The sequence below is a fragment of the Oscillospiraceae bacterium genome (assembly GCA_035380125.1).
Classification (GTDB): Bacteria; Bacillota; Clostridia; order Oscillospirales; family JAKOTC01; genus DAOPZJ01.
In genome coordinates this window covers 102,214-117,117 of the sequence record DAOSWV010000006.1, presented here as the reverse complement: position 1 = coordinate 117,117, position 14,904 = coordinate 102,214, and the positions used below count along the sequence as shown (strand labels likewise).

The 14,904-nt window shown below is 51.0% G+C and carries 9 protein-coding genes and 1 other annotated feature; of the genes, 3 read left to right on the top strand and 6 right to left on the bottom strand.

What is annotated here, in order from left to right:
- Nucleotides 1-93: 93 nt before the first annotated feature.
- The 6 genes from PK629_03515 to PK629_03490 all read right to left on the bottom strand — a co-directional run bounded on the left by PK629_03515 (nt 94) and on the right by PK629_03490 (nt 11,230).
- A complete protein-coding gene (locus tag PK629_03515; GenBank protein HOP10540.1) occupies nt 94-1,290 on the bottom strand; it encodes a PLP-dependent aminotransferase family protein in 1,197 nt (398 codons plus the stop codon).
- Entirely contained in the window at nt 1,290-3,647 is a 2,358-nt protein-coding gene (locus tag PK629_03510) for a valine--tRNA ligase (protein ID HOP10539.1), read from the bottom strand. The genes PK629_03515 and PK629_03510 overlap by 1 nt, the downstream gene beginning before the upstream one ends.
- Before the next feature lie 66 nt (nt 3,648-3,713).
- Nucleotides 3,714-3,989: a binding site (T-box leader), on the bottom strand.
- A 336-nt stretch (nt 3,990-4,325) separates the two neighbouring features.
- Nucleotides 4,326-5,294 carry an aminoglycoside phosphotransferase family protein gene (locus PK629_03505; protein HOP10538.1) on the bottom strand — a complete coding sequence of 323 codons (969 nt, stop codon included), beginning with the start codon at nt 5,292-5,294 and terminating at the stop codon, nt 4,326-4,328.
- 2 nt (nt 5,295-5,296) lie between these two features.
- Entirely contained in the window at nt 5,297-7,252 is a 1,956-nt protein-coding gene (locus PK629_03500) for a hypothetical protein (protein HOP10537.1), read from the bottom strand.
- A gap of 109 nt (nt 7,253-7,361) precedes the next feature.
- Entirely contained in the window at nt 7,362-9,398 is a 2,037-nt protein-coding gene (locus PK629_03495) for a beta-galactosidase trimerization domain-containing protein (GenBank protein ID HOP10536.1), read from the bottom strand.
- Between the two features lie 182 nt (nt 9,399-9,580).
- Entirely contained in the window at nt 9,581-11,230 is a 1,650-nt protein-coding gene (locus PK629_03490) for a GDSL-type esterase/lipase family protein (GenBank protein HOP10535.1), read from the bottom strand.
- A 158-nt stretch (nt 11,231-11,388) separates the two neighbouring features.
- Between PK629_03490 and PK629_03485 the strand changes: the two genes are divergently transcribed.
- Genes PK629_03485 through PK629_03475 form a run of 3 tightly spaced genes read left to right on the top strand, consistent with a single transcriptional unit; the run spans nt 11,389 to nt 14,813 of the window.
- Complete coding sequence (locus tag PK629_03485; GenBank protein HOP10534.1) at nt 11,389-13,125, top strand: sialidase family protein; 1,737 nt, start codon at nt 11,389-11,391, stop codon at nt 13,123-13,125.
- A gap of 37 nt (nt 13,126-13,162) precedes the next feature.
- A complete protein-coding gene (locus tag PK629_03480) occupies nt 13,163-14,374 on the top strand; it encodes a sialidase family protein (protein ID HOP10533.1) in 1,212 nt (403 codons plus the stop codon).
- A gap of 58 nt (nt 14,375-14,432) precedes the next feature.
- Nucleotides 14,433-14,813 carry a hypothetical protein gene (locus PK629_03475; protein HOP10532.1) on the top strand — a complete coding sequence of 127 codons (381 nt, stop codon included), beginning with the start codon at nt 14,433-14,435 and terminating at the stop codon, nt 14,811-14,813.
- Nucleotides 14,814-14,904 lie beyond the last annotated feature (91 nt).

The following is a 14,904-nucleotide window of genomic DNA, read 5'->3' as shown; positions in this document are numbered from 1 at the left end:
GTAATCCTTTTTCCTTTATCCTTTTTGTAACACATCATTGACAAACCTACATTTTGACGAAAATCTTCATGTTGTTTGCCGTTTAAAGAGCCGTTATATAGAGGACTGAATCAATCGGCCGATAACGCTGCCAAGCCTATTTATCCCGATGACAATGCGCTCTTCCGGCATATTGGAGAAATTGAGACGGAACGTGTTTTCTTTTCCGCCGTTTGGGAAAAACGAACCGCCGGGCACAAAAGCGACATTTTGCTTGAGGCATTCCGTGAGCAGCTCCCGGGAATTGAGATACGGCGGCAGTTCCGCCCAGGCAAAAAGCCCACCCTGCGGTCTCGTAAAAACAACGTTTTCCGGAAAAAACTCCTCCATCGCCCCAATCATGACATTTCGTCTGTTTTTATAAGTCGCGCGGATTTTTTCAATATGTGTTTCGATGTCATACAGCGTTAAGTATTGATAGATCTCCATTTGAGCGATGGTGTTGCACTGCAAATCAGCGCCCTGCTTTACCAGCACATACTTCCGGATGATCTCTTTATCACCTGCAATCCAGCCGATCCGATATCCGGGACAGAATATTTTAGAAAAAGTACCGGTGCAAAGAATATTCCCCGAAGAATCAAAGGACTTTGCCGACGGCAGGAAATCTCCTTCAAACCGCAATTCCCCGTACGGATTGTCTTCAATCACGGCAACGCCGTATCTTGCCGAAATTTCCGCCAGTTGTTTCCGGCGTTCCAAACCCCAGGTTCTGCCCGTGGGATTTTGAAAATCGGATATCATATAAATCAATTTGGCTTTCGGGCAATCCCCGAGCTTTTCCTCGAGTTCAGCCATGTTCATTCCGTTTTCATCGGAGGAAATTTCAATAAAAGAGCATCCGTAAGCCTTGAACGCGCTGATTGCCGCGAGATAAGTCGGGCTTTCACAGATGACCACATCACCCTCGTCCAAAAACACTTTTCCCGATAAATCCAGCGCTTGCTGCGAGCCGTGCGTGATCAAAATATTGTCGCAGTCGAAAGATGTTCCCAACTTGCGGTTCATACGATTCGCAATCCACTCCCGCAGCGGCCGATATCCTTCCGTGGTCGTATATTGCAGTGCTTTTCCCGCCTCGGTTTTAAGCACCAATCGGTTTACCTCTTTGATCTCCTCGACGGGAAACAATTCCGGAGCGGGCAGTCCACCCGCAAAGGAGATAATCTCCGGCCGTTCGGTGACTTTCAAAATCTCTCTGATTTCGGAAGCTTTCAATTGAGACATCCTTTTAGCCAACTTTAATTCCATCATGATTCCTCCGCCCGGCATATAATCTTCCCCGCCCGCGAACAAGCCAGCAGATCCTTTTCGCTCATCTTGAAAAACGGCAGCAGCGTTTCAGGCGCGCTTACAACCATCTCTCCGATTTCTGTGCGCATCGAGAGATTGTGTTCGGATTTGTATTTCCGCACCTCGGCCACCGACTTTTTCAAACTTTCGCCGAACATCAGAATCTCCGCATCGGTCTTTACGGATTGTTCCCACTTCAACAAATGAATCGATTTAACGCCCTCATGTTGACGGAAAAAGTCCAGATAAATTGCCTCCGTGATGTGCGGAACATACGGCGCGTACAGTTTTAAAATCGAAAGCAGTGCGTGATAGAGCGCATATTGACCGCTTCTGCGCTCTTCTTCACCATGGATATCGGGCTGATACAGCCGGTCTTTGACAATCTCGATGTAATTGTCGCAAAAATCTTTCCAAAACAACTCGTCGATCTCATGCCGCGCCGAACCGATCTCATACTCATATAAATATTGCCGTGCTTTTTCAACGGTCTCGCCCGTCCGCGCCAATATCCATCGGTCAACCGGCAGCAATTCCGGCGTTTCCGACAGATCGATGTCCTGCAAATGCGAAATCGAGAATTTCGACGCGTTCCAGAGTTTTGTGAGAAAGCGTTTTGCCTCTGCCAGATCATCGGGCGAAAAGAAGGTGTCGGTGCCGAGTTTTGCGCTCGCCGCCCAGTAACGCATCGCGTCCGCCGAGTGTTGTGCAATCAAATTCGCCGGTGCAAGTTCGCTGTTGGCTTTGGATTTGCTGATTTTCTCGCCCTTTTTCGCCAGCACGAACCCGCTGATCATCACGTCTTTCCACGGAAGTTTCCCCGTGTGATACAGCGAACGGACGACGGTGTAAAACGTCCAGGTACGGATGATCTCGTGCGCCTGCGCCCGCATTGCCATTGGCACCAGCGAGATGCCGTGCCGCTCGTTGATCTGCGGCGTCACCGACGAAGTTGCCCAGGTATCCAGCACCGCGCTCTCGGGGATGAATTCTTCGCACCCGCACTCGCATTTGCCTTGATACGGCGTCTCGAGCGGGTTGACAGGTAATTGCTCAGGCGTTGCGAACACCGGCTTTCCGCAGTGTTCGCAGTACCACACCGGGAACGGGATGCCGAAATAGCGCTGACGCGAGATGCACCAGTCCCATTTCAAATTCGACACCCAGTCCACATAGCGCCCCTTCATCGACCCGGGATACCAGTTCAGCTCGTCGGCGGCCTTCAAAAACCGCTCTTTTCCCGACAGCACGTCGATATACCACTGCCGCGATGGGATGATCTCGGTCTCGGTGCCGCAGCGCTCATGAACGGCGACCGTGTGGGTGATGTCCTCAGATTTGAGCAATAACCCCTTCTCTGCGAGCAGCCGGATGATCTCTTTTCTTGCGGTTTTGATTCTCATCCCGCCGATAAACGGCACGTTTTCATTAATTCTCCCGTCCGGCGTAATCACCTTGCGGTAGGGTAACTCGTATTGCCGGGCCCATTCCGCGTCGGTGCTGTCCCCGAACGTCGCGCACATCACTGCGCCGGTGCCCTTGTCGATGCCGACCTTTTCATCGGTCATCACCGGAATCTCGTAATCGTATAACGGCACCCGCACGTTCTTTCCGACAAAGCGGGCATAGCGTTTATCCTCCGGATTCACGAACAGGCAGACGCAGCCGAACAGCAGTTCGGGACGGGTCGTCGCCACCTCAATGACTTCGTCACCGCAGGCAAACGGCAAGTAATTGAACGCCGAATCCACGTCTTTGGTATCCAGTTCGGCCTGCGCAATCGAGGTTTTGCACTCGGTGCACCATAAGACCGGCGACTCTTTGCAATACGCCTTACCCATCTTAATCAATTCCAAAAACAACGCCTGCGAGATTTTGCGCACCTCGGGGCTGATGGTCGTATATTGCAGATTCCAGTCCGCCGAAAACCCCAGCGACTGCCACAGTTTCCGAAATTCCCGTTCGTATTTCTCGGTCGTGATCAGGCATTTTTCAATGAATTCACTGCGCGGCAAGTCCTTGGCGATAATACCCTCATCCCGCTCGACCAATCGTTCGGTCGGCAGGCCGTTGTCGTCGAACCCGAACGGGTAAAAGACGTTGCAGCCCTGCATGCGCCGGAAGCGTGCGATCATCTCGGCCTGCGTATACGAAAAGATATGCCCGATGTGCAAACTGCCGCTGACCGTGGGCGGCGGCGTGTCGATGGAATAGAGCGCACCCCCAGCCTTCGGATCAAAACGATAGATTTCTTCCCGTGCCCAAAAACCCTGCATCTGCTTTTCAATAATGGTAAAATCGTAATTTTTCTCCATCCTCAAACCCTCCAAACAAAATTGACAAATTGACAAATAAAAAAACGCCCCGAAGCAAATAATTTGCTTCAAGGCGAACTGTAAATCGATAGTCCGCGGTACCACCTGAATTCGGAAGAGAATCCTTCCGCGCTTAGCCGATACGGGATAAATTTTTCATCCGATATCGCTCCCATGATAACGTTTGGGATTCACGTTGAGGCCTACTGAAAAATCATATGACTTTCGTTCGGTTCACAGCTCGGGGGCTACTTTCCGCGCCCGTTTTGTAAAAGGCTCGCACCAACCGCCTTCTCTCTGTACAAAACAATAACGCCTACTCTTCCCCGTCAATGCCTTTTCAATATTCAATTTGTCATAGTATATCACCGAAACTTGAAAAAATCAACTCCCGGCTAAAAAGCGGTTCTTTGCTGCTGTGACCCCGATATTGGGCGAAATATTAACATCTCTTTACCAGTGTGGCAAGCACAAGGAACGGAAGCAGCAATAATATAAGCAAAAACATAAGCGATCTCCTTTCACCCTCGGCAGTTGAAGATTTATACCCGTGAGGCCACGCCGTCCTTTTTCTGCCTCTGTAACCAGTATAAACGCCCCACTGTCCCATAATCAGGACTTAGAAAAACATAACCCTGCCGTCTCCGGCAGGGTATTTAAATCATAAATATCGATACTTCAATGAATCGCCGTTTTTAACTCCTCCAGCGCCTTTTTGCAGCCGTTTTTGCATTTTCGATGTGTCTCTTCGTCGTTAAATTCGACTTTCCAGATGTAGGTGTCCAGCACTGCGAAATGCAGCCGGTAGAGCATGCGGCGGATTTTTCTCTCTGTGCGTTCAAACTCCGCTTTGTCGATTCCGTAACCCGCGCAAAACGCCTCGTCGATGATCCACGGGCTGGCGAACTCAAAATCGATGTCGCCGAATACCGCCCGATCCATGTCGATGAGCGTCAATTTCCCCGTCTCTTTATCCACCAGCAGATTGCCGTCCCACAGGTCCGCATGGACCAAATAGGGCGTTGTGATCTCCGAAAGCAGCGCGTCGCATTGCCGATAAATTTTCTCCAGTTCCTCCGCTTCCGTTTTGTCAAACACACCATTTGCAAGCGAACGGGTTAAAACATCGTCCGACTCGTCGTATAAAAACGCTTTCCACGATGAAAACCCTTTCCCTTTTACCAACTCCGAAACCCGCCCGAAGGCGTCATTTTTCATGGTATGAATGCGTTTGACCTGTTTGCCGGCTTGTTCGTGAAAGGCCTTTTTATCAGCGTTCTCCAGTTCGGAGAGCGGACTGCCCGTAATGCACTTTTCGATTAAAAATAAAAAATCCCCGAATCTGCGGCTTTGGTCGAACGTTAAAATCTCGGGGCAGTCCACGCCGTTTTTGCGGCAGAGGTCATAAGCATACGCCTCGCCCGTCATCAAATCGTTTTCAAACCGGAGCAGCGGCGTACGGTTCTGCGGTCCGATCCGCAAAATGATTGTCTGTGCTTCATTCCCCGAAAGTTCGACCCTGAAAGTCGTATTGAACATCCCGCCCTTTAAACGGGCGAGATGTTCAATCTTGCTTTCGGGAAAATATGTTTTAATGATCGCTTCAATCTGTTCCGAGCTGATCGGTGCAACGAGATTTGTCGCCAATTTTAGTCCTCCAGCAGCGGGATTTTCTTGTAATCCAGCATGTCGGCTTTGAGAATATGCCGCCCGAACGGCTTTTTGTTCGCCGTCGCGGTCACGATACCCTCGGTCAGCGGATCGTGGATGAAATACAGCTCCACGCCGTCGTTTTGATACTTGACGCGGCGGGTGACCATCTTGGCCGACTCCTCCGTCACATCCGCAATTTTACCTTTGTCGGCGAATTTCGCAAACGCCGCAAAGTCGGGATATTCGTCAGCGGTCGCAGCGGTGCAGACAAAGCCGTTCTGCGCATGGATCAGTTCCAGATCGCCGAATTCGCGTTCCGGACCCTCGTAGTTATAAAACGAAATCTGAATGTGGTCGTTCTTTTTCTCGATTTTCACCGCGGCTTCTCTGCCGAAATCGGTCAAAACAAGCGGCTTGAACGCGAACATCGATTTGTACGCTTTCACGCAGACCGTGACCGGCTCGACCGAGGCATACGGCAGTGTCTTGACTTTTTTACCACCCGCTAAAATCTCAAATCCGTCGTAAAAATACGCCGGGATAAAGACGGTCAGTTTTGCGCTTTTAACATGCCTGCGCTCCAAATGCAGCGGCTTATAGACCATCAGTGAGGTGTTTTCGTATTGGATGCCGAATTTCCGGCCTTCGTCGCGGAATCCCTCTTTGCCGCACTTTCCGTAATAGGCATAGATGTTTTCCTGCTGCGGCTGTTTGTCGTTGAAGACGTATTTGCTGTAAATAACACCAACATCCTCGAGTTTGCTTGCGACCGCGCAGTTTTTATAAGTCACATAAAACGACTCGGACATCGCGCCGCTGTGATATTGTTGCAAAGCGGTGCCAAGGGAATATTCGGGCGTCATATAAGTGACATTGGTCGAGCGGTGGCCGCCGTACGCGCAAAACGGCTCGTTTTCTTCATTATAAGCTAATGCATCGGCAGGAATGCACTCGACCGCAAACTCGGCGTGATAGGGGAAGACCTTTTCCATCGCCACTTTTTCCAATCGGCGCGGGAAATGAAACGTGGTGTTGACAAACCATGCGGCATTGGGCAGCCAGAGCGCGTTGACCGAAATATGCACCACTTGCTTTTCAAGCTGTTCGAATCCGTAATTCATCACGTTCAAAAACGATTTTTCGCCGAATACTTTCCACCAGAGCGCGGCGATGCAGTTGGGATGTCCGACGGTGTCGCAGTTGTAGGCGCGCGAATAAGGTCCCGCCAGCAGTCCGGTCGGTGCGTGGTAGTGCGTCACGACCTCGACCCACATCCGCTCCTCACATTGCAGCGCCTTGGCGCGGTATTCCGGATCCTTGATGTAGTTCGCCATCTGCGCGAAGACAAACAGGTCGAGCGGGGTATAGACCGGGCTGCCGAATTCCATAATGGTTCCGCAGCGACGGAACAGATCGCATGTCTGATCGAGTTTATTTTTACCGATCTCGATATATTTGGGCAGATTGAAAAGCTCTCCCGCGACGATCAGCGTAAAAGTCGCCATGTTGCCGAAGTTGTCGTTATACATTGTCGGGTGTATGCGGGGATTCGACGCATAGTCCAAAGCGCCCTTGACATAATCCTCGGCGATTTTGCGGGTGTCGGCGTCAAAATGATCGCCGTACCGCACCAGCATCTCGGTGAGCTGCATCGGCATAAATTCGCAGTGATGATACGGCGAAGTCCGGATGATGTGATTGGCTTCCTTATAATAACCCTCTTCAAACAGCACCAGCGCATTCCAGCCCCACGAACGCACTTCCGGCTGATCGTCCTCTCTGTTGTGCGCACTCGGAATGCCCTTGGGCAGCAACTTCAAAATGATCGGGACATACTTTTTATTAAACGCCTTTTTGCGTTCTTCCTGCAATTTTTTCGATGCGATAAAACCCATAGTTACAGCCACTCTTTCATAGTTTTTGGGACGTTTGATCTTATTGGGTTCAGCCAATAAGATTAAACTCCGGATTTGAAAAATTTATTTTTCGAATTTACTTCCTTTCTTCCGTGTTATACGGAGATTTCGTTGCCATTATATCAGGGTTTTTTGGCGGATTCAATCACTTTTTCGGTTCAAACACCACAATCTCAAAGTCGTTCAGTTTCGGCAGTGAAAACGAGACCTTTTTTTCGCCGATCTCGAGATCGCGCAGTTTCCCGCCGCGCAGGGCTTTGACGGTTTTGACCCCTTTGATCTTGACTGTGACCTTGATATTTTCCAGCGGTAAAATCTTTGTCATCGGCCGGATCATCTCACCGGTCAGGTTGATCATATGCAGGATATACCGCCCGTTCTTCTGCCTGCGCAGAACCGCTTCCACCGATCTCGGCGCGTCGGTTTCAAATACGGGTTTCGCCGCTCTGCGGGCGATGTTTTCGACGATTTTCGCATACGGAGGCAGCGAGCGCTCGGAATAGGCCTTTCCCAACGCCCCGGAAATATAGACGCTTCTGCCTTTTCCGCAGGTATGTTCGACGATTCCGGGATATCCGGTCTCGGGCAGCGCGATATAGACGCTGATCAGCGGTTCTAACGCGGTCGAGAGAGTCACTGCGTCTCCGGCGAGTTCACACCGCACCGCCAGCTGCGGGGACGGCATCAGTGTCAGGTTGACATCTTTGAATATCTGCGACTCATTAGGCCGCTGATAGGCCATGCCCGGCAGTTCCGCGGCAACGATTTCTTTCACTGCCGCAATGCCCTGCACTGCTGCGAGTTTCGGCGCCTTGGCATAACTTCCGTCGGCATTATAAAAACCGGTATCGAAAGTCGAGAGGATTTCCCCGCCGTTTTCAACGAATTTTGCAAGCGCAGCGGCGGTTTCGTCGTCCATGCAGGCGCAGTCGGGCAAAATCACGAGCTTATATTTGCTCAAATCCTCTTTGGCTTTTACTTCGTCGATGATGTCGAACTGGATATGCGCGCGAGTCAGAATATCATAAAAACCCATCAGCTCGGTCAGATGGTCGCCGCGCTCCTTGAATCCGGCGGCTTTGGCATCGATAAAATCGCACTGCTCGATGCTGGAGGAATAATTGTTTGCGGTATCCTGCGACCACATCAGAGCAATTTCGCTCACGCAGGCGGATTTTTGATAGACGTCCCGATGGGCGTTGACGAATTCGTTGAATTTCGCCGAGGCCTTAGCGCCCGGTGAAAAGGCGTTGTGTTCGATGTCGCCGTGGATGCCGTACCAGACGTTGGCGCCGTTGGCAAAGGACTGCGCGCATAACGCCGTGGTCTCGGCGGGCGTGTGCATATAGTAGGTGACGCCCGACATATTCCCGTTCACAAAAGTGACGACTGGCTTGCCGCGCGACAGTGTTTCGAGGTGTTTGGCTTTGGAACTGACCGCCCACAAAGAGGTCGTTGCGTCTGCGCGGACAAACCCGCCCTCAGCCCCGAGCATATCCAGATACGGCTCAACCCTGCGAATGCTGCACCCGAAATAATCCCTGCGCAGCGCGGAGTTGTTGAGATACAATAAAACATTCGGGTTGACCGATTTGACGATTTCATAGGTTTTTCTCACAAATTCGGTCACCGAATCGATGCGCATCTGTAAATGTTCCAAATAGGTACCCTCTGCGACGGTTTTACCGAATTTCTCTTGAAATATCCGCTGACAGACAGGGCAATAGCAGCCGTCTTCGCGCATGACCGGCCCGTCCAAAAACAGCCCGTCGATATCGTGGCGGCACAGATCGGCGATGTTCTTGGCGAAATCGTCGAACCATGGGCTGTTGACGCAGCTGAACGCATAGATGTTGTAGGCCAGCATCGGTTTGCCGTCTTTGAGCAGCTGCATCCAATCGGGATGTTCGGCCATCATTTCGCGCTTCAGGCAGTGGGTGTTGTAATAGACGATCTCCCGAATGCCCTTGGCATGGGCTTTTTTTAAGTATACGTCCAGTTTTTTACCGTGCTTTTTCTCGTCGTAAAACGAGATGCTGCCCTCCGCGAACAGATGCAACAATTGTTCGGTGTTGAATCCGGATTTCGAAACATATTCGTCAAACAGCCAGTTGTCATCCGCGCCGTAGTTGCACTGCACCGCCGAGATTAATCTGGGCTCGTCTTCCCACCACTTCATCATAATTACCTGCCTTTTCCCTTGATTTTAAAATTATAACATACCTATAGGACTCCTTCAACAGCATACGCAAAGAAAAGCGGCGCATTTGACGATGCGCCGCTGAGTGATTAAAAATATCTGTCATTCTGAGCGCAGCGAAGAATCTCGCCGACACAAAAGCCATAAATGATACCCCGAAAAGGTCAATTTCTTCCCGTCTCCTTGAGCAAAAAGTCAACCACCGGTGCGGGATCTTCCAAACTGTGGGGATGATGGGCGCAGCCCGGTTTGACGATGGTCAATATTTTTCCGCCCGCTTGTCGGTATTTCTCATCAAAAAGTTTCCCGTTTTCGTCATAAGGAACCGACATGTCCGCATCGCCTGTGACCAGAGCGATCGGGATGCCCGCCTTTGCCAACACTGCCGCCTTGTCCAGCGGATTTTGCGAAAACTGCCTGAAGCCGGTTTCGTCAAGCCCGTAAACGTCCATGCAATCTATGAGTTCATATGGGGAGCTGTTCCCGCTGCCCATTCCGCCCGGCCAGCTTTTTAAATCCAACACCGGCGCGTCGATATAAACCGCCTCGACATCCTGCGGATAGGCAGCGGCGTAATTGACCGCATACAGCCCGCCTCTGCTGAATCCGAACGGCACCGCGGTTTTCGATAATCCGAACCGCTTGACCATCTCGTCGTGAAAGCCCTTCATCAACTCGACGCTCTCCGGGCAGCCGTACAGATTGCTGACCCGATAATAGCAGAGCGCCCAGCCCCGCCGGACCAACTCGACATCAACGCTCTCAAACGCGTGCAGAAATTCGGTGCGCCATACCCATGGCCTGCCCGGGGCAAATTGTTTCGGCTCGATATAGGTGCAGACCCTGCCGTTATAATAGAAACGGCGGCACACACAGCCGTTCCAATCCTCGACCCGGTCGTCGTTTTCTTCATTGATAATTGCCTTGCGGATTTCCTTATCCAGTTCTGCGGCGGCGGCTTTGGCCTCATCGAGCGGCAGCGCGTTTTTCGCTTTATCGGGATGAGGATGCCCGACCCCCTCTTTCCAAGAAGCGCTCATCAGCCGATGCCGTTTCAAAACCAGCCCAAAAGCGGGTGTCTCCTCTTTGATATACGCCGGCTCATATTCCGGATAGAGGCGGAATAACTCGCCTAACAGGCATTTGGCGATGACCCAGTGACCCCAGAGATCGGGATGAATACCGTCGCCCATTTTTAAATCGGGATCATCTTTCCGCTTTGCCGAATACTCTGCAGTCATCGCGCCGTAGATGTTGACAACCCGGTCCGCAACGCCGCGCAGATCGGTCATCACCCAGTCGGCATATTGCTTCATCACGTCGTTATAGTTGCGATAGGCCTGCGCCCAGCTGAATTTTTCGGCGTTTTCGTCGAGCAGCGGCCCGCCGAACGAGACGACGTCCAAAATAGGCGGCGTCATCACAATAACCTTTGCGCCACGGGCTTTGATTTTTTTGATTAAATTGAGGATTCCGTGTTGATATGCCGCCATCCGCTCTTCGGAATAGGGGTAATAAATCCCGTCATTGATACCGTAGCAGACGACCACCCAGTCGGGTTTGGTCATCTCCAGTGCGCGGTCGATGCGGTCAAAAATACAGGGCCTCGGAAACGGGTGATCCGGTTCGGACAGGCCGGAAGCGGTCTCGCTGTTCAGGCCCAAATTAATCAGCTCGATGATATGATCGGGCAGATGTTTTTTCAGGTAATAATCGATATGCGCGATATACCGGCCGTCGTCGGTAATGCTGTCTCCCAGAAATACGATTTTTTTGTGTTCGGGAACCAACCCGCCTTTTTCAATGATCGACATTTAAAAACTCCCTTACCGCAAATGAAAATTCGATCTCCATTATAATCCCGCCGCCGCCGAATGGCAAGCCGATTGCTTAAAGTTATTGTCTTTTCCGCTTGCCTAAAACACCACTGTCTGTTACAATGAGTGAAACGAATGCAAACGGGAGGATCTCCATGGATTCACGCAACATCAAGAACGGTTTCGAGATACCGCGCGAGGGTTACAGCGACCAGCCGTATCTTTTAAAAATGCCCGACGGCGCGTGGCTGATGTGCATCACGACCGGAAAAGGACACGAGGGTCAAAACGGCCAGCACGTCGTCACCGCCCGCAGTTTTGACCGCGGAAAGACCTGGATTGACGTCGCGGATGTCGAAAGCGCCGACAACCCCGAGTCCTCTTATGCCGTCATGCACCTGACCGCCTACGGCAGGGTCTATTGCTTTTATAACTACAATAAAGACAATTTGCGATATGTTCTGGCCGATGATCCGCCTTTTCCCGGCGGAACATGGGCACGCGCCGATTCGCAGGGCTATTTCGTCTTCAAATACAGCGACGACTGCGGCAAGACCTGGTCGGACAAATTTTATGAAATCCCGATCCGCAAGTTCGCGGTGGACTACGCCAACCATTACGGCGGCGATATCATGCTGTTTTGGAATGTCGGCAAGCCGTTTATCACACATGGCGGTGTAGCCGTATCTCTTTACAAAATCGGACGCAACGGCTATCAGGCCTTCACGAACACCGAAGGCGTTTTGCTCTTTTCCGCCAATCTCGAAACCGAAAAAGACCCCGAAAAGCTGACTTGGGAGACCCTGCCCGACGGTGATGTCGGCATCCGCACCCCGCGCGATGTCAGCCATGTCTCCGAGGAACACAGCTACGTGGTGCTTTCCGACGGCACGATTTTTGTGGTTTTCCGCACCGTCTCATCCTATTCCTACTGCGCCTACAGCCACGACGGCGGACACACCTTCACCGAACCCGAGCGTATGCGGTATGCCGACGGCCGGTTTATCCACCACCCGCGCGCGGCCAATTTTGTGTGGAAATGCAAAAACGGCAAATACCTGTACTGGTTCCACAACAACCGCTATGACGATTACAGCAACCGCAACCCGGTCTGGATTTCGGGTGCGGTCGAATACAAAGCCGAGGACGGCATGCGCCTAAAGTTTTCCCAACCCGAAATTTTGCTCTACGACGAGGATATCCACTCCATCATCAGTTATCCCGATATGATCGAAGACATTCCGGTCGAAAGTGGGGAAAGCGAGTATTACATCTCTGAGACCCAGAAATATTTCGCCCGCCTGCACAAAATCGATAAATCCCTGATTGAAGGGCTTTGGGCGCAGTTTGAAGACGACGTTCCGGCGGATACCGGAATCCCCGTCGAAAAATCTCTGCCACCGATCAAACCGCTCGGTGAACGCGCACATTTTTCCGACAGCTTCGGTACCCAGAACAACGAGGTCGCCTTTGCGCTCCGTTTCGATTTCACGGTTCCCGAAAAGGACGAGATTCTTTTCTCAAACATGGACGATACCGGCAAAGGGCTGAAAGCGGTTTATAACAGCGCAACGACCCGCATCGAATTCACGATGGGTGACGGCCATTGCATTTCCCGTTTCGATTCCGAAAAGAATATTTTAAAACCGGGAATGTCTCACAATGTCGCGATCATCGTGGACGGCGGCCCGCATGTGATCGAATTCGTCATCGATGGTTTGTTGTGCATGCCCGATGACCGGATGTTCGGCTTCGGCAGATTCAATCAATATACGCAGGACATCAACGGCAAAGAGACGCTTGAAACCGGCACTTGTATCAACAACCTCAAATTTTACGACGGCCTGCTGCGCATCAGCGACGCAATAAGATTACAACAGGCAAAACTGTAGGGGCGGATATTATCCGCCCGCAAAAAGGTGATATTTTATGTTTTTAAAATCAAAAAAACCTGCATTTCTAAACGAAATCGGCCCGGGCTTCTGGCTCGGCCCGTCAACCGTTTCTTGCAACGGCGAACTGTTGCTGTCCGCCGACTGCATGGAAAAATCCGACGGCGTCAAATATTCGGCGCTCTGGCGTTCGCCCGACAACGGCGAGACCTGGAACAAGCAGGGCGAATTCGAACACTGCCATGCCTATGACGGCGGCATGCGCCGCGACGGCTACGGCGCGCTTTACAAAGACCCCAGAACCGGAAAGGTCTTTTATTTCGGCAACGAACTTTATTGGGACAACGACAGCATCGACAGCACCTGGCGCTGCCGCAAACCCTACTATCGGATCTCCGACGACTGCGGACGCACTTGGTCGGAGAAACACTTTATGATCCAAAGCGGTTCGGACGAGGACGGCGCTTACGACGAAAATCATTATATGAAAGGCGTGGTTTTCGGACGGAATATGGCGATGATGGTGGTTACAAAGGCCATTGACCTCACCGACGGCAGCATTTTGGTGGGCATGCAGCGACAGGTTCCCAAAGGTGCCGTTAAAGCCGGCCCGACCGGTATGGGCTTTTTGGAAGCCGGCGCGATGAAAGGCCGCTGGAACGAAAAAACCGAACGCTTTGACTGGACATTCGGCGACTGGGCCGGTCTGCCGTTTGAAATCACGACGCGCGGAATTTATGAGCCGTCGGTGGCCGAACTGCCGAATGGCGATATCTATATGCTCTGCCGCGGCAGCAATTATAAACGCGAAGACGACATTATCGGCTGTAAGTTTTACTGCGTCTCCAAAGACGGCGGCCTGCATTGGAGCGAACCAAAACAAGTGCTGTATGACGACCAAAGCATCATGTTTTCCTCCTCCTGCTCGACCAAACTGGTCTCCCACAGCAACGGCAAACTCTATTTCATCGGCGTCATCAACGATAAAAACCCGCGCGGCAATCTGCCCCGCTATCCGCTTTGCGCCGCCGAAATCGATCAAACCACCCTAAACGTTAAAAAGAGTTCGGTTTTCGTTATCGATACCAAGCCCGAGGATTTGAACGACGCCGATACCATGCCCGTTGATTTTTCCAACCACTGGGCCTGTGAGGATGAGCGCACCGGCGACCTGATTGTCATGGCGCCCTACCGCCCCGACCCCTACCGCTTCGACGGCCATTTAAATTTTTACAGAATTTCAAATTAATCAAAATTGAATTGGAGATGAAAACCGGATGATCACTTGTAAAAAATGCAATCATCAAATGGACGATCTCGACGCATACTGTCCGATGTGCGGAACGGTATCCTATATTGTAAAGCAAAATTCAAACGGTAAAATCTTTATTCCGCTCGATAAAATTATCCCGTATGGAACACTACTAATCACATGCGGAATATTACTTAATGTAATTGGATTTATTATTTTCCAAAAGATTATCCCAATTTTCTTCGGTTTAGGACTTGCGATTGCAGTCGTTGGAATTGTAATAGTCGCAAAGTATAAAAAAACGGTAGAGTTTGGCCGAAATTATGCTGCAAACCATAAATATAATGACGAAGGAGAAAAATGCCGATTTTGTAAAAACACGCTTTATAAGTACAGCAAATACTGTCCTTTATGCGGATCAAAAATAAACCATTAATATAGAAAAATGCCAACAAGCGGACGGCAAATGCCGTCCGCCTGCTCGCGTTTAAAATAGATTTTGCCATTCTGAACAAAGTGCGTAAAGC